Raw genomic sequence first — 18,322 nt, 5'->3', positions numbered from 1 at the left:
GTTAAAAAGTCCCCCGCAGCGTGACGCCCAGCGTCCGCGTCATGGGTGGAATAAAACCGTTTTCCTTCTGTACGGCGGTGCTGTTGGAGTAATTGGAAGCCGGGTTGAAGTGGAGCGGCAGCGTGTTGTAAAGGTACAGCAAATCACGGCCTACCAGATTGACGGACAGGTTGTTGAGCTTCACTTTCTGCACCCAGTTCGACGGCACCTGAATACTCAGTGAAACCTGCCGGAGCGAAACCCAGGAATTTTCCGAAATCCAGTAATCGCCCACGGCGGTCGAGAACGAACCGTAGCGGTAGTTATACTGCGGCAGGTGCGTCGGTTCCACCAACCCCTTATCATAGGCATCCTTGAACGTCATTCCGCCCACGTTAGCCACGGTTCCGTCGGCCTGCGTGATGGTTTGTCCGGCGGCAAAAACGCCATCCGGAATGATGCCGTCGTCGTAGGTCTTGTTATCGTATTTACTGGTCCAGACAATCCCGCCGTGCTCGGCATCACGACCCTGCAAGGTGTTGGTAAACACCCCGGTATGCGTGCCGTAGCGCAGGGTGGTAATGATCATATCTCCGCCAATTTTAGCGTCCAGCAGCACATTGAGCGAAAACCGCTTATAGGTAAAGGTGTTATCCCAGCCTCCGCGGAATTTGGCGTTGATGTCACCCACATCTTTCCACTCATTGCTTCGTGCCGGGAAAGCCGCCCGGGCATCACCCCGCCAGGACAGGATCGGTTTTCCGTTGCGCGGATCGTTGGCGTCGGCCCCCTGAAACCGGCTGGCGGCAATTTTCGTCCGAACGACCCCGTAGGTTCCGCCCACTTTGGCGTACGGAATCAGGTCGTTTCCCCCGGCCGACTCGTCCGCCAGCGGGTAATATTCACGGTCACCGTACAATTCCACAATTTTGTTGCGGTTGCGGGAAAACGAGACCATGGTGTTCCAGGTAAAATCGCCGATTTTGAGCGGAGTGGCGTCGAGGGCAATTTCGATCCCGGTATTCTGAATGTTCCCGGCGTTGATCAGGATGCTGCTCACCCCAGTTTCAATAGCGGCCGAAATCGGAATCGGCTGGTTGCGGGAATTGTCACGGTAAACCGACACGTCGATGCCGAGCCGGTTGTTCAGCACTTTCAGCTCCAGCCCGATCTCCTTGGCGGTTTTTCGCAAGGGTTTGACATTCTGCTGCAAGGTCGAGTTCGAACTGTAGGTCGACATCGGCTGATCGCCAAAACCGCCCGCATTGGAATAATTCTTGAACGCAAAACCGGGATTCAGGATGAAGGGGTCGATGTCGCCCCCCAAAACTGCCAGGTTGCCGCGCAGTTTTCCGTAGGTAATCCATGACGGCAGCGTCGAATGAAAGGTCTGGGAGAATACCCACGAAAGGCTGACCGACGGATAGCTGTACGAGTTGTTACCGGTTCCGTCCTTATAGGTCAGGGCCGATGTCCAGTCGTTCCGCATCGTGGCCTGCAAAAACAATTGATCCTTGTAAGCAAAATCGGCGCTGGCGTACAGCGACCGGTAAGCCCGCCGGGTTTTGATACCGCCCGTAGAAACCTGCGCTTGTTTGGAGTTTGCCAGGAAGAAGTTGCCCGGATAGGTCAACCCGTCTTTCGTTTCGGAATAGTTGTACGACAGGTTGTAGTTCTGCGCTTCTCCGCCAAGGTAACCGTTGAAATCCAGATCCTTGGTGATTGATTTATTAAAAATAGCCATCCATTTCATAAATGTGGCCTGTTTGACTGAGTGACCCAAACCGTACTTGCCACCCGTAAAATTGGCACCTGTACCTAATTCCTTGGTTTCATTTTTCGTGTACAGATTGTTAAAATTTCCTTCGACCTGGAGTTTTAGCCAGTCGGTCACCGTCCCGGTCAGCATCAGCCGACCACGCACCATCTGCTCGGTTTGCAGGTAATCGTTCTCGAATATGCCAAACCAGTAATCGGCACGAGGCACCTTATTGGGTTCGTTGGGATCGAATACGTTCGGGGCGCCACCGGTATAACCAAGGTAATTTTCCCGTTGCATCCAGTATTTGGTGTTATAGTTACGCGGATAAGTCCAGGTAAAAGGGTTCAGACCCAGACTCGGTGGGTTGCTTCCTTCAGTGACCGTATAATCGGCAGTTACATCAGCCACCAGAAATTTGTTCAGATTCTGCGTCACGCGTAGGTTGAAGGCATTTTTCTCCAGTTCGTTCTTGAAGTTGATCCCCCGGTTTTTGGCCCGGTTGTACGAAAACCGGAAGGTCGAACGTTCTCCCCCACCGTCGATGGCCACGTTGGTGAGATTACCCAAACCGGTCTGAAACGCATCAAGGTAATTGTTAGGATACGCCTGATAGGTGGTCGGTTTCCCATCATAATCAAGAACTTGCTGGCCTGCAAACCGCGGACCCCAGTTTTCCAGCTCCCGGTTAATCTGCTGATCGATATATGGTTTTCCCTGGCTATTAGTCGGAAATACCTTCGTGGTCCAGCTTTCGTCGGGTTTGTAATTCGGGTCCCGGGTATCGGTAAAAAATGCGCCGACGGTTCCACCACCGTATTCATTCTGAAAATCCGGCCCCCGGTAAGCTTTCTGCATGTTAAACGTCTGCGAAACGCTGACACCAATTCCCTTCCGCTGAACTCCTTTTTTGGTCGTCACCAGAATCACGCCGTTGATCGCCCGGGTGCCGTAGAGCGCGGCTGCCGCTGAGCCTTTCAGCACGGAAACACTCTCAAAATCCTCCATATTCAGGTTTTTGAGGGCATTACCGAAATCGCGGCCGCTTTCGTCGTAGATGTCGTTGTCCAGAATCACGCCATCGACCACGAAAATAGGCTGGTTATTGGTCGACAGCGTCGAATTTCCCCGGATCAGGATTTTGGTATTTCCCGTCAGACCGCCCGCGCCCTGGTCAATCTGAACGCCCGGAATCCGACCCTGCAACGCGCTGATGGGGCTAAGCTCGTTGGTAGCCGCCATTTTGGTCCCGGAGATTTCCGAAACCGTGTAGCCCAACTGCTTTTTTTCCCGCTTTACCCCCAGGGCCGTCACGACGACCTCATTCAGCTGCTGATTGTCTTCCTGCAAGGTCACATCAATGAGGCTGCGGTTATTGACCGGAACTTCCTGTTTCGCAAAACCGATAAAGGAGAAAATCAGGGTGCCGTTGGCAGGAGCGTTGATGGTGTATTCCCCGGCTGCATTCGAAGTCGTTCCATTGTTGGTACCTTTGACCAGAATTGAGATGCCTACCAGCGCCGAATTATCGGCAGCCGCTTGTACTTTTCCGCTGACTTTGATTGTTTGCGCGAACACGGGCAAGGACAAAATGACGCATAAAACCGTCATTCCCACCAGTTTGTAATAAAATCGGAAAGGTGTCTTCATAGAATGTTACTTAACATAGTTGGATGGATGGAGTATGTATTAGAGAAGTACAAATGTTCACTCAGGGGAAGAAATATAGGACACTTTTGAGGGATAAAAAAAACATTAAAAACATTTTTATTTTTTTCTTTTTACACCGAATTGTTTCGATATTTTCTGTTCGGCAATATAAAACAAAAGACCGGCCTGCTGGCCGATCCTCTCCGGTTGAAAATTCACGCCATAAAAGCCGTCAGTCCATGTGAAAGACGCGCTCGAGCGTTATCACAACCGGTGAATGATCGGGATTGGTATCCATCAGATCCGCCATGTAGGCCCACCAGCGTTTCATCACGGGCAGGGTCGGCAATTGATCGGCGGTGTGATTCTCCACCCGCTTTTGCACCCCGAACAGGGTACCGCTGGCCCGGTCGAGGAAGATCGAATAATCCCGGATACCGGCTTCGGTCAGGGCCTGCGATAGCTCCGGCCAGATTTCGTCGTGCCGACGCTGGTATTCAGCCTCCAAACCGGGTTTTAATTTCATGGTAAAAGCAATTTCCTGCATAGTTATTAAGATGTAAAAAAGTCGTTTGAACGACTGAACTGTTGAAGAATAGGGGGTCTTTTCCTTACGACTAACGCCGTAGGCTATTGCAAAATCACCAACTCAGGATCTTAGTCGTCCGAAAACCGCCCGAAATCATGTCCGTCTTTCAACGGTTTTAGCCGTTTTTATTTTCCGGCAACGACCGGAGTCAACGTCACGGGGCCCAGCAAACCGGAATCCCTCGGCTTCCATTTTTCGGCGGTGAAATTTCCGTCGGCACCCCGGTTTTCGCGCAGCCGCGCCGACATGTTGATGTTGTAAAATTTCTTCCAGATGAGATGTTCCCGGTCCATTTCCGCAATCCGGTTGGCCATGCTGTTCGAGACAAAAACCGTTAATGTATTGGTGGCCTTCAATTGTTCGTTCGGAATAACAAGCTGGTATGTCGGGCCAATCAGTGTCCCTAAATCCTTCCCATTTAATTGAACACGAGCACTTTCAGCCACTTTTCCCAGATCGAGCAGCCAACTTGTGCCGGTGCCTTCCGGTTTCGGAAAGGAAAGGGTGTACCTCGCCGTTCCCGAAAAATTCTTGACCTCCTCGCCTTCCAGCTCCGTCCACGAACCTAATTTGGCCACTTCTTTTTTGGTCGGCAATTGCGGGCCACCGTCCACAAAATTAACGGCCCAGGTCCCTTTGATTTCCTGCGGTTTTGCCGCCGGTTTCCAGTACGTATAAACCGGACCACTGACCGGTGTTTCCGACGTTTCCAGAATACAAGACTCGCCCGGCATCAGTTGCAGATAGACTTCACTGCCCCCGGCGGTTGTCCGGAAATTTGCCATGCCTAGCTTCTCCGTCATCGGATTGTACAAGGCCACGGATTTGGCGGTGGTCTGCAACGGAATCCAGCCGTCGACGGTTTTTTCGCCCCAGTTTGCGATGAAATAATACTGCCCTTTTGCGTGACGCCGACGCACAAACTGAAGATTTGAATCGACCAGTTTTTCGCGTTTTACGCCCGCAGCCGTCAACAGGTCCTCCACATCTTTGGCGACCAGAAAAGCGCCTTTCCCGACCACTGCTTTCTTCACGCCCTGTCCGGCATTGGTAAACTTAAGTTGCTCGATCAGGTTTTTGAAAGCCGCCTGCCGGTTTTCCAGGTTGCCCATACCGGGTACGCCTTCGGGCAATTTACCGACGAAAGCCACCGTTGCGCCGTTCTGCGCCAGTCGCATCATCTGGTTCAGCGTTCCGGCGGGCATGTATTCCGCATTCGGCACCAAAACCGTCTGGTAAGCAACTCCCCCGGTTTGCAGCTTTCCGGTGGCCGAGGTAACATTGAGTAGTTGTTTGTCCGATATAAAGTCAAAACCGTACCCTTTTTCCCAGAGTGTTTCGGCGTGTTTTTCCACCGGCAACCCTTTAAAACCGTGCTCGATGCCGTCGAAATGCTGGAGCAATACCTTACCGGGCCGCACGTAGGCATCGTAGATCGGCAGATACAGGAGCACGTCGTTATCCGGTTTTCCGGACTGCAGGAACGACTGACACCGAGCCACATACTGATTCAATTTCCCGAAATCCGTCCAGAACGAATTGTTCGGATTGAAATGTACGGCCGCATAAAACAACCAGCCCGGCCAGGCAGCATCTTTCGGCGAATAGTTCGTCCCGTGGTAAAACGTGTGGTTCACTCCGCCGAGCAGAAACCGGTCCATGTCCTTTTTGATGTCGCTCAGCTTCGACAGGAAATGTTCGTTATCCCAGGTCGCCGACTCCGACGAAGCCAGTTTTTTGCCGGTTACATGGGCCGCCGACGACGCAAACTTGATGCGCAAAATCTCCGTGCCTTCGATTTCCGGAATGTCGGTAATGGCATACAAATCCAGAATATTGGCGGGCGATCCGTGGGCCTGGTTGCGAATGATTTTACCTTTTCCTTTGGCCCACTCGCTCCAGGTTTTGGTGTAGTTTTCGAGCAGCAGTTCCGAGATCGTCTGCCGGTAATCGCTCAACACGCGTTTGTTTTTTTCGTCCGAATCTTTCCCAAACAGCGCGGCCAGCTGATGGCGCAAATCGTAGCCGTGTCGTTTTTTAAACTCTTCGAACAGCGCCGGGGTCCAGTTGCTTTCGCCCTGCGCATCGTCCACTTCGTACGAATCGTTGAAAAACGCCCGGAGCGATTTCAAGTCGTGTCCTTTAAACGCCTGATCGAATTTCCGGAGGTAATGCTGCGTGGCGGTTTTGGAAAAATGGTCGATCACGTCGCCTTCGCCCCCCGGTCCTGCCCGCTCGACCATCTTGCCGTGCCAGCCCTGAAAAACCGCATACAAGGTCCATTTTCCGTCCGGCGCCGTCCAGTTCAGATTTCCTTTGGCATCCACGTAGGCCGTTACATTCAGCGTCTGGCCCTTGTCGGAATACGCCATCAGCGCCTGAAGCGGCAGTGGTTTTTCAAACCGCACCTGATCGAACGCGTGGAGTTGCAGATTCGGATTTTTAGTAATCGGCTCCACCAGTTGTTTCAGGTCGATCTTCTCCCCCACTGTCCGAACAATCGGCTGCTGGATGTAGGTAACCGCTTCGTTTAGCTTTTCGCCACTTTTCAGGCTGTAGGTTTTATAAGCGACGTATTTACAGGCATCTTCCGGGGTCACCCAAGGCCCGCCGAACGGCCAGCCCGACGCCTGCGCCAGATCGACGCCCATCCCGAGCCGACTGGCTTCCTTCAGCGTGTGGTCAAACATCGTCATCCACTTGGGTGACAGGAAGGGAATGAAGTTTTTCTCTTCGCCTTTGACCCCGTAAATGGGCGTGATTTCGACCCCGCCCAAACCGGCTTTCTGGTACTGCGTTAGCAGACCCGTCAGATCCTTTGGGTTCACCGCGCTCCCCATCCACCACCAGCGCGTCCAGGGTTTGGCCTGTTGTGTAATGGCTGGCCAGCGCGGCTGGGCGAGGGCGAGGGAGTTGAAGAATACGGCGGCAACTAAGAAATATCGTCTCATGAACTTTTGAAAAGAATGCTTTCGTAGCGTTTAAGCAGCGAAAATCCGGGGAGATCGGTAGCTCCTTAAATTCTTTTCGTGTAAGATCACAAGACGCCAATTTTACTCTTTTCGCTCCAACAATTCCCGGAGGGCTTTCTTCCCTTCTTCGTTCCCGGGCCACACCCGAATCGAGTGCCGGTACATGGCGATCGCTTCTTCTTTCCGGCCGCTTTTCGCCAGCGCGTGGGCGTAGCTGTCGTACGTATTACCACTTTTCGGAAAAAGCAACGTATTGATTTTGAACACTTCCAGTGCATAGGCTTTGTACTGTGGAGAAGAAGCGCGCAGGAGATCGTAGCCCAGCCGGTTCATTTCCAGCTCATCGACGTGATATTGGGTCGAGTCGGTTTTTAGCTCATTGAATCTGGTGATGGCGTAATCGGGACCTCCGGCTACCAGCGCTTCGCCGTAAAGCCGCACCAGCGATTCCGTCAGCCGGATCGGCGGTGGAGCCGTATTATTGAGGATATTGGAAACCGCCACCATCACCTGCAACGGGTTGTTGTCGGTGTTGTCGCAGAAGATAATGGTCTGATTTTTCGTCAGATTGTGGTGCAGAAATGTCGTTAACCCAACGATGTGTCCGTCGTGAAAAATGAAATGGTTAATAGGCTCGGTTTTGCTGTGGTAAACACTCCACCCCAAACCGTACGAGCGCGTGCTACTGCCCATCCGAAATACCTGCCCGTTGTTGAGCGTTAGCGGTTTACTCGCCATTTCGAGTAGTGCCGGACTGACCAGCTTGCCCGCCATCAGCGCCTGATCGAACTTCCACAAATCCTGAATGGTACTGATTACGTTGTTCGGGCCAATTAGACTTCCCAGCTGATAATAGGTATACTCCTGTTTACGATCCAGTAAATCGACGTTGTGGTAGTGCAGCGTGTACTGATTGGGCCGGATGTAGCGCGTCGTGTTAGGCATCCCCGCCAGCCGGATGTACGTGTTGGGCATCCCGGCGGGCCGAAACAGGTTGCGCTGCGCATACGTTGCGAATGACATTCGGCTCACTTTCTCCACCAGCATCGCCAGCAACACGTAATTCAGGTTGTTGTACCGCCAGGTATCGCCCGGCTGAAAAAGCAGCGGACTCTTCAAAATCACCAGCGACGCATAAACCTGCTGGTTGCTGAGAACCTCGTCCGGATGCGCATTCACGTACGCATCCATCAACCGCTCCAGAACCGGCAAACCGGATGTCTGATTTAGCAGATGGCGGACGGTAATGGTCGGATGCGGAAAATCCGTAAAATACTTCACCACCGGATCGTCCAGCTTCAATTTACCTTTCTGCACGAGTTGCAGCGTCGCCAGGGCCGTGAACGGTTTGGACAAGGATGCCAGATTAAACCGGGTCGTATCGGTATGCGGAACGCGACGCGCCTTGTCGGCATATCCAAACGACTTGCTATAAAGTACCTTGCCCTGCTCCGCAACGAACACGCTCCCATTCAATAAGCCGTGGCTGGCCAGCGTCGACAGCAGTGAATCGATTCGGGCAATTCGAGACGACGGCGTTGCGGTTTCCTGCGAAAACCGGCACAACTTGCTATAAGCAATACCAGAATCAAAAGCGATTTGTGAATGAATTTGGGGTTCATGTTGATCAATTGTTTACAGTAAGTCTAAAATTTTTAAGGCTCAAATAAGAAATATTTCTTACTTTTAAAGCGTTGATTTCGAAACGATACGGCAATAGTAGAGAAAATTCTTGTTGATAAGAATTATTTCTTACGTTATTTAAGAAACTTTTCTTAGCTTCGTAACATGAAAGCGAAAAAGGATGAAAAAAACACCGCTCCCGAACCGACCAAATCGGAGCTGGAAATCCTGCAAATTCTCTGGGAGTTTGGCCCTTCGACGGCTCGGTTTGTGAACGACCACCTCAATGAACACAGGCGGAAGGTCATTTATATGTCCACCCTGAAGCTGATGCAGATCATGGTCGAAAAAGGCTTCCTGAAAAAAGACGAAAGCCAGCTGAAGCACATCTACCGGGCCGCCGTCGAAGAAGCAAAAACGAAAGGATTTCTGCTGAACCGGGTGGTCGATACGCTTTTCAACGGCTCGGCGGGCAGCCTGATGATGCAGTTGTTGGGCAATAAAAACCTGTCGCCCAACGAGATTGAGACGTTTCGGGACCTGATCAAAAAAATGGACGAAAAACCGTAAAACAAGATGGAAATCCCATTCATCACTCACGCTTCCGGCCCGCTTGTCCGGGCCACCTGCTGGACCCTCATTCATTCCCTCTGGATCGGGCTGCTCGTTGCGGGGCTGGCCGGGCTGCTGATTTCCGGTACCCGAACCGCTTCATCCCGGCTCCGGTATCAACTCCTGACCGGTACCTTGCTGCTGTTTGTGTTCCTGACCGGTTTTGTCTTTTTCCGGGAACGGACCCGCATCGCACCCGCTTCAATCGCCCACTCTTCGGCGGTGATGGTTTCGGCCGGTTTGCCTTCGGCTCCGGTTGAACCGGAACATTTTGTGATGAAAACCGCTCCTTTGATTGATCCGATAACGGTTTTTATCAACCAGCATTCCGACTGGATTTTTGCGATCTGGCTACTGTTTTTTGGGGTGAAAAGCCTTCGGCTGGTCAGCGGGCTTTTTCAGGTTCACCGCATCCGGCACACACAGGTGTCCGCGCCGGGTGATGAGTGGAACAGCAAGGTGTTGTCGTTTGCCCACACGCTGGGCATCCGGTGGCCCGTCGCCCTGCTGCAATCCGGGCGGATCAGCGTACCGGTAACCATCGGGCATTTCAAACCCGTCATTCTGGTGCCGGTTGGCCTGCTGTTTCAACTTCCGCCCGAACAGATTGAAACGATTTTGTGGCACGAACTGGCGCACATCCGCCGGAGCGATTACCTCGTCAACCTCCTGCAAAGTCTGGTCGAAACCTTCTTTTTCTTTAATCCGGCGCTGCTCTGGCTATCGGCGCTGGTTCGGGAAGAGCGGGAAATCTGCTGCGACGATATTGTGCTGGCGCATACGTCCGCCAAAAGTCACTACCTCGAAGCCCTGCTGGCTTTTCAAACACAGGCGGGTTCGCGGGCCCAACCGTCAATGGCAATGGGCCTGGGTCGTCATCAACTCATTCACCGAATCAAACGCATGATCACGCAGGAAAACAAAAAATTAAGTGCGCTGGAGACTGTTGTGCTGCTGGCAGGTTTTCTCCTCATTTCGGCCTTCGCGTTTCTCCCCCAAACCGAGCAACAAAGTCGTCAGGAGGTTATCAAGAAGAAAGCAAAAACCGCACAGCCCAGTCCGGTTTCAGCCATCCGGCCGAAAAAAGCGGAACAGCCGGTGGAACGTCCGGTCGCGGTAAAAAAAGGGCTTGTTCCACCGCCGACGGCGAAAATTCCGACCCGCACCGAACCTACCGCCCCGGCGGATACGGTTTTGAATTTTACCAGTATTCTTTTCGGCAGTAATAATTACGACCTGGCAAACCGGGAAATGTTTGTACGAGATGGTCTGGGCAATCGTTACCATCTAAAAGTCACTGACAATCAGTTGTCGGCACTGGAAATCAACGACAAGGGCGTTCCAACTGATCAGTTAGCGGCTCATGCGGATTTACTTCGCCGAATCGATCAGGTACTTGAACAGAAGCAACGGGAAAAAGCGGAGTCAATGGCCGATAAAAACACCAAAGCTGCTGAAGAACGGCAGCAACAACTGGATCGGATGAAAGAACAGCAGTTGGCCAAAAACCGCAAAATGGCTACCGATCCGCAACCGGTTTCTGCCGAAAAACCTCAGAAAAAACAAATTCCGAACGGTTTGCCGGAGAAGCTCCAAACCCTGAAAGGTCAGCCCTCAGAACCGCTGACGGCCTGGAAAGAGAAACACGCGCGGAATGCCAAACCCGATTCAACGTTTCATAAACCGGTAATGATTGCCAAAAAACGTCCGCCCATGCCCGACATTTCCTACGATCAAAACCGGGTTCGCGGTGTCATTGCCGATCTGGTTACGGCCCGGGTCGTTTCGGAACCGGCTGCGGTGGATTGGTTTGGGCTGAGCGAAGACGAACTGGTGGTCAATGGTGTGCGGCAATCCGGCGAACTTCATCAGAAATTAAAAGCTCAATACGGCATCAAACCACGCTACGGGCTGTATTACGGGCCAGTACAAATGACAGGAGTGGGTATTATTCTGGATAAAGAAGACCTGAACCGTCCGGCAAAATAAGCTCACCACGTCAATTTGAAAAGGGCCACCGCCTGACGCGGCAAAACCGCATTCAGTCGGACTTCGCCGTTGGCAACGTCCGTTTTGACCGGATAGCCAAATTGCGCCAGTTGACCGGCCTTTTCGAGTTCGCGAATTTGTTCGGCCGTCGGATTCTGGGGAGAGCCCATTTTCAGCCAAACCGCGTAGGAATTACTGTGTTCCTCGTCGATTCGGTATTGCGTCACCAGCACTTGCTTGGCCGTTAAGCCCTTGATACTCAAATCGACCGGCGAAACCGGTGCCGCAACGTTGTCGTCGTGGTAATTCCAGACCATCACGGTGGCGGTGTTGGAGGTTGTGTCGCGGGCGGCCAACGCGTTCACATCCGGAGCTGCCCGACGAACGCTCGAATCACGAATCGCCGTGGTTTGGTACGCCATATTGCCCGTCACCTCAACCCGGTTGCCACGCATCATGCCGTACATCCGGAACACGTTCAGCACCGGTTTATCGACGCCGTTGGTCGCCAGATCGCGGAAACCGTAAAACCAGGGCTGATCCTCAAACTCGAACGACCACGAAACCGCTCCCTTGAGGTTCACCTGATGGAGATCGGCCAGCTCGTATTTGCGGGCAAAGGCAGCCGCCGTGTAACTCGAATACAGCGTGCCGTTGCGGTAGGCGTTTTCGGGATTGGTTTTCATCCCGCAGGCGGCACACCCTTCCGGGTCGGACTCGCCGATGATGATCGGCAATTTGCTGAATTCGGGGTACGAAGCCACGATCTGAAAACCGCTCGAAATGTCGCGGAGCTGCGTGCCGAGGTTCATCCGAACGTGTCCATCGACCAGCCGGGGCGCTCCCTTCGCGTGGAAAGCCACAAAATCGAGCGGAGACCCGGTTTTGCCGGTGACGTAATTTTTGCCACTCCGGCAATGCTCCAGAAACGCTTTCAGAAAAGCCACGGAGCTTTTTCCGGCCGGTCCGGTGACGTGCGGCCCACCCACCCGGGCGGTTGGCAAGGCCCGGCGAACGGCGTCCACCGAATAATCATACAGCTTGTTGTATTCGTCGACGGTGCCACCCCAATAACCACCGTTGGGTTCGTTCCAAAGCTCCCAATACCAGCTTTCCACCTCCTTTTTGCCGTAGCGTTTGACCGAATGTTTGACCCATTGATAAACCAATTCAGCCCATTTCCCGTAGTCTTTCGGTGGGTAGCGCCATCCGGTGAAGATTTTGTCATAGGGTTGTCCGGGCTGCCAGTCGTGGGTATAGGGTTGCGGTTTCGACGACAAGGCTTCCGGCATAAACCCGATCTGCGCCAGCGGTTTCATTTTCCGTTCGATGTAGGTATCGAAAATCTTGTCGATGATGGTCCAGTCGTACACCGGTTTTCCCTTCGCATCTTCCGTGTAGGCGTTGGTTGAGCCCCATTTCAAGGCCGCTTTTCCGTCGCCGGTCACCAGCAGGCTGTGCGCCCGGACGTACACCGGCACCGGACTCAGCGCCGACAGTTCCGACAGCAGTTTTTTGCCGTCTTTCATGTACGTATAATTCGGTTCATCGTAGCCAAACCACGCCCAGATGGGGTCCATGCGGCCTTTCGGCTTGTTCAGATCGACCTTGATGGAAACCGGCGGCAGCGGGGGCGGAATGGTTTTCAAGGCTTCCTGATAATCGATGTACTGCGCCAGATCGCGCAACGCAATCACTTGGTAGTTGTTGTCGTGCAGGTACTTCAGGTAGGCTTCAAAAATGTCCGGTGGCGTCGTCACCCAGTCGTGGGCGTAATCGGGAACGCCGTGGATGGTCAGCACCACGATTTTGCCGTTTCTGGCCTGCTGAAACGCGTTGAAAATCCGCTCCTTATCGTAATTATTGGGTTCGGTGGTGCTGTAACTCGGAACCAGGTACGGATAATCGGTCTTCGGATCGTAGGGTCGCGCCCCACCCACGCGCGCAAACTGGTAGTTTTTTTCCCGCAAAACATCGTACGCAAGGGGACTGATGCCATAACCGGGGTATGCGAAGGTCGTCAGGGGCGTTTGGATGCCGTGGGTTTTGCAGCGGGCTTCGAGCGAATCGAGTTGGGCTGTGAACTGCGGTTTCGACAATTTCGCGACGTTGCTGTGCGACAGCGTGTGGTTGGCCACTTCGAAGCCCATCCGGTCCAGTTCCCGCATTTGCTCCCAACTCATGTATTTCTTCTTGTCGGCAAAATCGGGCGGGAATTCGCAGACGTAAAACGTCCCGCCAAAACCGTATTTCTTCAACAAGGGCGCTACCACCGTCGCGTGGGTCACGGGCGCATCGTCAAACGTCAACACGACCAGCTTGTCGGGGATTGGCTTTCGCACAATCTGGGCGATGGCACCCGATAACAAATTGGTTATCAGTAGAAAACCGATAACGATACGTTGTTTCATCCGGAAAATTGAGATTGGTAGAAATGAGATTGACGCGTACCCACGGACTAAAGTCCGTGTTTTGAGATTCTTAGTAAGTCAAGACTTTCAAAAACACGGACTTTAGTCCGTGGGTACGCGTCAGCCACCGTAAACTGAAAACCAAAAACCGCCTATGCGACCGGAGTACCTTGAGAAGTATTCTTGCTTGAAAGTTCAATCAACTTATACCTCGGAACCAGCAGGTGCATAATGCCCCAGGCCAGCAGATACCCGAAACCGCAGATCAGGAACATGATGTAATAGCCCGTTTCCAGGTGCCCGAGCGCCTTGTAATGGTCGAACAGTTTCCCCGCCAGTGTCGAAATCAGCATCCCGCCCAGGCCACCGGCCATACCGCCAATCCCGATGACGGAAGCCACGGCTTTTTTGGGAAACATATCCGAAACCGTTGTGAAAATATTGGCGCTCCAGGCCTGGTGGGCGGAGGTTGCAAAACCGATACTTAAAACCGCAAACCAAAGTCCCATGCTCCCCAGGTACTGAATAAAAACCGCCGGAACCGCACAAATGGCGTAGATCAGCATGGAGGTTTTGCGCGCCCGGAAAACCGGGAAGCCTTTTTTGATGAGATTCAACGGCAACCAGCCGCCAAAAACACTTCCGAAACTGGCAATCGTGTAGACGACGGCCACCGGTAGCGATGCGTCCCGGCCCGTCAGCCCGTATTCCGCCTTCAGAAAAGCCGGTAACCAAAACAGGTAAAACCACCAGATGGGATCCGTGAGCATTTTACCAATCACAAATGCCCAGGTTTGCCGAAACGTCAGGAGCTTGGTCCAGGAGACTTTTTCGGTGGAAGTTTGATCTTCTGTCTGTTCGTCTTTATCGCTGTTGATGTATTCCAGCTCTTCTTTGGAAACTTTTTTATGGTTTGCAGGGGTGTCGTAGATGGTGATCCACAAGGCTAACCAGATAAAACCGACGGCACCTGTAAGAATGAACGCCCACTGCCAGCCCCAGAATTCGGCAATATAGGGGACGGAAAGAGGGGCTAGAATGGCGCCCACATTGGTCCCGGAATTGAAAATACCGGTAGCCAGCGCCCGTTCTTTTTTCGGAAACCATTCGGCAATGGTTTTAACTGCCGCCGGAAAGTTTCCGGATTCACTCAAACCCAAACCCGCCCGGGCGAAACCAAAACCAAGTGTCGTTTTGGCAAAAGCTGTCAGGACGCCGACGATACTCCAGGCTGTCAGTGAAATTGTATAGCCGATTTTGGTTCCAAATTTATCGACCAGCCGCCCCACCCCCAGCATACCAAATGCATAAGCCAATTGAAACACTGAAACCAGGTTGGCATAGTCGGTTTCCGTCCAGTTAAAATCCTTTTCCAGATCGCCTTTCAGCAGACTGATGACAACCCGGTCGAGGTAATTGATCGTCGTTGCAAAAAAAACCAGACCACAAATCGTCCAGCGGTACCTTCCAATAGCTTTATTCATAATTCAAAAAGAGTAGAATCCAGCTATAGAAAGCAGGTGGTAGTGGTTATCTACCTTTGTTTGGTGAGTTGTTTCGCGGAGTTGAGCGGAGAAAAGGGAGTTAAGCAGAGTTTTTTAATAACCTCCGCTTAACTCCCTTTTCTCCGCTCAACTCCGCGAAACAACTCACCAAACTCTTAAACCGTCTTCCGATACCGCCACGACGCCAGCAGCAAGAGCCCGATTGCCATGCCCGCCAGCGCACCAAACTGCCGACTCACGTCCGCAAACGTACTACCCTTCAGCATCACGTTCCGACCCACTTCGATGATGTATTTCAGCGGGTTAATGACGTTCAGCCATTGCGCCCAGACCGGCATATTTTCGGTCGAGGCAAACAAACCGCTCAGCAGAATGAATAAGACGAGCAGGAAAAACGAGACGAACAACGCCTGCTGCTGGTTCTCGGCCAGCGTCGAAATCAAGAGGCCCAAGCCGACGCACAAAATCAGGAACAGAACCGCAAAAACGTACATCAGCGCCACGCTGCCCACCAGCGGCACCTGAAACAAAAACCGCCCCAGCAGCAACCCAATCGTAAACAGCACCAGCCCAATCACCACAAACGGAATCGACTTGCCAATGATGAATTCGTGCTTGCGGATCGGTGTCACGTTCAACTGTTCCATCGTTCCGATTTCTTTTTCCCGCACAATGTTCAGCGCCGACACCAGACCGCCCACCAGCAACAGCAGCTCGAACAGAACACCCGGCACCATGAACGTTTTGTATTCCAGCTTCGGGTTGTACCAGTACTGGTTTTCAATGTCCAGCTGCGGTACCACGCCCGGCGTAACGACCTTGGTTTCAGCAATAATATCGGAATTGAAATCGCGGACAATGGCCGTTGCGTAGCCGTTGGCAATCCCGGCTTTCGAACCGTCGATGGCGTTGAGCAGTAACTGAACGGAGGTGTTTCCCTCCTTTTCCAGATCGCGTTCAAAATGGGGTGGAATCACCAGCACCAGGTCGGCATCGCCCGCGAGCAATGCTTGCCGGGCCTGCTTGTCGCCGGGCAAATAACCAGTCATTTTGAAATTATCCAGGTACCGGAACTTACTGACCAGCCGCTGCGAATAGGTCGTATGATCGCCATCAACCACAGCGATGTTCAGGTTTTTCACTTCGTAATTGGCCGCATACGACAGCAGAATCAACTGCATGATCGGGGCCGCAATCATGATCCGCAGCAACACCGGATTTCTCCGAAGCTGCTGGATTTCTTTTTCAACCATGTATCGAATCCGGTTCATGCCAGTCGGGTTTTTAAATTGCGTAAACTCAGTCCCATAAATAAAACCGACATCCCGATCAGCACCAGCGTCGGCTGCCAGAGGTACTGTAAACCAGCACCTTTGATCATGATTCCCTTCACGATGCCGATGAAATATTTCGCCGGAATGATGTTGGAAATAATCTGAAGCGGTTTTGGCATACTCTCGATCGGGAAGATGAAGCCGGACAGGAAAATCGTCGGTAGCAGCATCGCCATCAGCGACGCAAACATGGCAACCAATTGGGTTTCAACGAGCGATGAAATAAAAATACCAATCGACAACGCCAGAAAAATGAACAGCAGTGTTTCGGCCAAAAGCAGCAACAGGCTCCCATTCAGCGGGACATTCAATACGAATACCCCGAGCGCAATGATGACGCAACCGTTCAGAAACGACAGCAGCAGGTACGGCACCACTTTCCCCAGCAGAATCTGGCCCTGACTCAGGGGCGAGACCATCAGCACTTCCAGCGTTCCGGTTTCGCGTTCGCGGGCAATCGTTACAGAGGTCATCAGCGCTGACACCAGCAGCAACACCATCGCCATCACGCCCGGCACGAACACGAACGCGCCCTTGAGTTCGGGATTGAATACCATGCGGCTGCGGACGTCGATCGTCAACGGCAGTTGGGCATTCGGGTTGCGTTCGGCGGTGTAATCGCGGATGATGGCTGTTGCGTAATTGGTCAGGCTGATGGCGGTATTTTGCTCGGAAGCATCAGCCAGCAACTGAATCTGCGAGTTACGGCCGTGCTCGTAATTGTTCGTAAAACCGGTCGGGAAAACCACCGCCAGTTTGATCGTCCCTTTCCGAAAGGCCCGCTCGATGTCTTGATTCGAGCGCAGATTTTCCTGCAACTGAAAATACCCCGAAGCCAGTAACTTGTTGGTAATCTGTTGCGAATGCGGACTTTTATCGTTGTCGAGAATCGCGATTTTCGCATTTTTGATCTCGTTCGTCAACGCAAACCCAAACAGCAGCACCTGCGCCAGCGGCAGTCCAAACAGGATCAACAGCGTCCGTCGGTCGCGCAGGATGTGGAAGAATTCTTTTCTTACAAAAGCGATAAAGCGGTTCATACGTTTTTTGTTTACGGGTTTCGGTATACGGTTTTCGGTTGGCTGACGCTGGCTATTCATCAACGATTTCTAACACTCCAGAAAGAATGCGTCAGCCAACCGAAAACCGTATACCGAAAACTCATTTCGCCGACGTGCCCCGGGCCAGAATCTGGAAAACCGCATCCATCGAATCCACGTCGTAGGTGGTTTTCAGGCCCGCCGGGGTGTCGAGTGCCTGCATTTTTCCGTCGACCATGATCGACACGCGGTTACAGTATTCGGCTTCGTCCATGTAATGCGTGGTGACAAAAACCGTGGTTCCGCCGTGGGCGGCTTCGTAGATCAAATCCCAGAATTGCCGGCGCGTGATCGGATCGACGCCACCAGTCGGTTCATCGAGAAACACAATTTTCGGTTCGTGAATCAAGGCCACCGAAAACGCGAGTTTCTGTTTCCAGCCGAGTGGTAAGGAAGCTACGAGCGAATCGCCGACGGACTCAATGCCCAGTTTCTGCAAAATCTGATGGGTTTTGGCCGGAATGTCGGCCCGGTGCAAGCCGTAGATGCCGCCATAAAACCGGATGTTTTCGCGCACCGTCAAATCTTCGTAGAGTGAAAACCGCTGGCTCATGTAGCCGATGTTCTGCTTGATCTTTTCGGACTGGCGATAGACATCAAAACCGGCCACGGTCGCTTCGCCCGACGACGGTTTCAGCAACCCGCAGAGCATCCGCATCGCCGTCGTTTTCCCGGCTCCGTTGGCTCCGAGAAACCCGAAAATTTCGCCCTGGGCCACGTCGAACGTAATGGCGTTGGTGGCAATAAAATCGCCAAATCGCTTCGTTAACTGATGGGTACTTACTGCTTTTTCCATGAT

At 52.6% G+C, this 18,322-nt stretch carries 11 protein-coding genes and 1 pseudogene; 2 read left to right on the top strand and 10 right to left on the bottom strand.

Annotated features, from left to right (window positions below; all coding sequences use genetic code 11):
- Position 1: 1 nt before the first annotated feature.
- The 4 genes from EHT25_RS18245 to EHT25_RS18230 form a co-directional block, all read right to left on the bottom strand.
- Complete coding sequence (locus tag EHT25_RS18245; protein WP_229311623.1) at positions 2-3,388, bottom strand: SusC/RagA family TonB-linked outer membrane protein; 3,387 nt, start codon at positions 3,386-3,388, stop codon at positions 2-4.
- Between the two features lie 232 nt (positions 3,389-3,620).
- Positions 3,621-3,935, bottom strand: coding sequence for an L-rhamnose mutarotase (gene rhaM / locus EHT25_RS18240; protein ID WP_124876566.1), 315 nt, complete (start codon positions 3,933-3,935; stop codon positions 3,621-3,623).
- Positions 3,936-4,102: 167 nt separating this feature from the next.
- Positions 4,103-6,928 (bottom strand): glycosyl hydrolase, encoded by a 2,826-nt coding sequence (locus EHT25_RS18235; RefSeq protein WP_124876565.1) that lies wholly within the window; start codon positions 6,926-6,928, stop codon positions 4,103-4,105.
- A 102-nt stretch (positions 6,929-7,030) separates the two neighbouring features.
- Positions 7,031-8,515, bottom strand: coding sequence for a serine hydrolase domain-containing protein (locus EHT25_RS18230; protein ID WP_185731408.1), 1,485 nt, complete (start codon positions 8,513-8,515; stop codon positions 7,031-7,033).
- A gap of 222 nt (positions 8,516-8,737) precedes the next feature.
- On the opposite strand from EHT25_RS18230, the gene EHT25_RS18225 reads away from it, so the two are divergent.
- Both EHT25_RS18225 and EHT25_RS18220 read left to right on the top strand, forming a co-directional pair.
- Positions 8,738-9,142, top strand: coding sequence for a BlaI/MecI/CopY family transcriptional regulator (locus EHT25_RS18225; RefSeq protein WP_124876563.1), 405 nt, complete (start codon positions 8,738-8,740; stop codon positions 9,140-9,142).
- 6 nt (positions 9,143-9,148) lie between these two features.
- Positions 9,149-11,173, top strand: coding sequence for a M56 family metallopeptidase (locus EHT25_RS18220; protein WP_124876562.1), 2,025 nt, complete (start codon positions 9,149-9,151; stop codon positions 11,171-11,173).
- A gap of 2 nt (positions 11,174-11,175) precedes the next feature.
- Here the strand turns inward: EHT25_RS18220 and EHT25_RS18215 are convergent, their stop codons facing one another.
- From EHT25_RS18215 to EHT25_RS18195, 6 genes and pseudogenes are all read right to left on the bottom strand, one after another.
- Positions 11,176-12,840, bottom strand: a complete 1,665-nt coding sequence (locus EHT25_RS18215; RefSeq protein WP_229311705.1) for a GH39 family glycosyl hydrolase — start codon at positions 12,838-12,840, stop codon at positions 11,176-11,178.
- Between the two features lie 291 nt (positions 12,841-13,131).
- A pseudogene (locus tag EHT25_RS33190) lies at positions 13,132-13,584 on the bottom strand (polysaccharide deacetylase family protein); the annotation flags it as partial.
- Positions 13,585-13,736: 152 nt separating this feature from the next.
- Positions 13,737-15,068, bottom strand: a complete 1,332-nt coding sequence (locus tag EHT25_RS18210) for an MFS transporter (RefSeq protein WP_124876560.1) — start codon at positions 15,066-15,068, stop codon at positions 13,737-13,739.
- A gap of 176 nt (positions 15,069-15,244) precedes the next feature.
- On the bottom strand, positions 15,245-16,360 hold the full coding sequence (locus tag EHT25_RS18205; protein ID WP_124876559.1) for an ABC transporter permease: 1,116 nt from the start codon (positions 16,358-16,360) through the stop codon (positions 15,245-15,247).
- Positions 16,357-17,463: an ABC transporter permease gene (locus tag EHT25_RS18200; RefSeq protein WP_124876558.1), complete on the bottom strand. Its 1,107-nt coding sequence runs from the start codon at positions 17,461-17,463 to the stop codon at positions 16,357-16,359. The genes EHT25_RS18205 and EHT25_RS18200 overlap by 4 nt, the downstream gene beginning before the upstream one ends.
- A gap of 121 nt (positions 17,464-17,584) precedes the next feature.
- On the bottom strand, positions 17,585-18,319 hold the full coding sequence (locus EHT25_RS18195) for an ABC transporter ATP-binding protein (protein WP_124876557.1): 735 nt from the start codon (positions 18,317-18,319) through the stop codon (positions 17,585-17,587).
- Positions 18,320-18,322 lie beyond the last annotated feature (3 nt).

This window comes from Larkinella rosea, assembly GCF_003858635.1.
In the GTDB taxonomy this organism is placed as follows: Bacteria; Bacteroidota; Bacteroidia; order Cytophagales; family Spirosomataceae; genus Larkinella; species Larkinella rosea.
The sequence above is the reverse complement of the archived record's forward strand: the minus strand, read 5'-3'. Positions and strand labels throughout refer to the sequence as shown.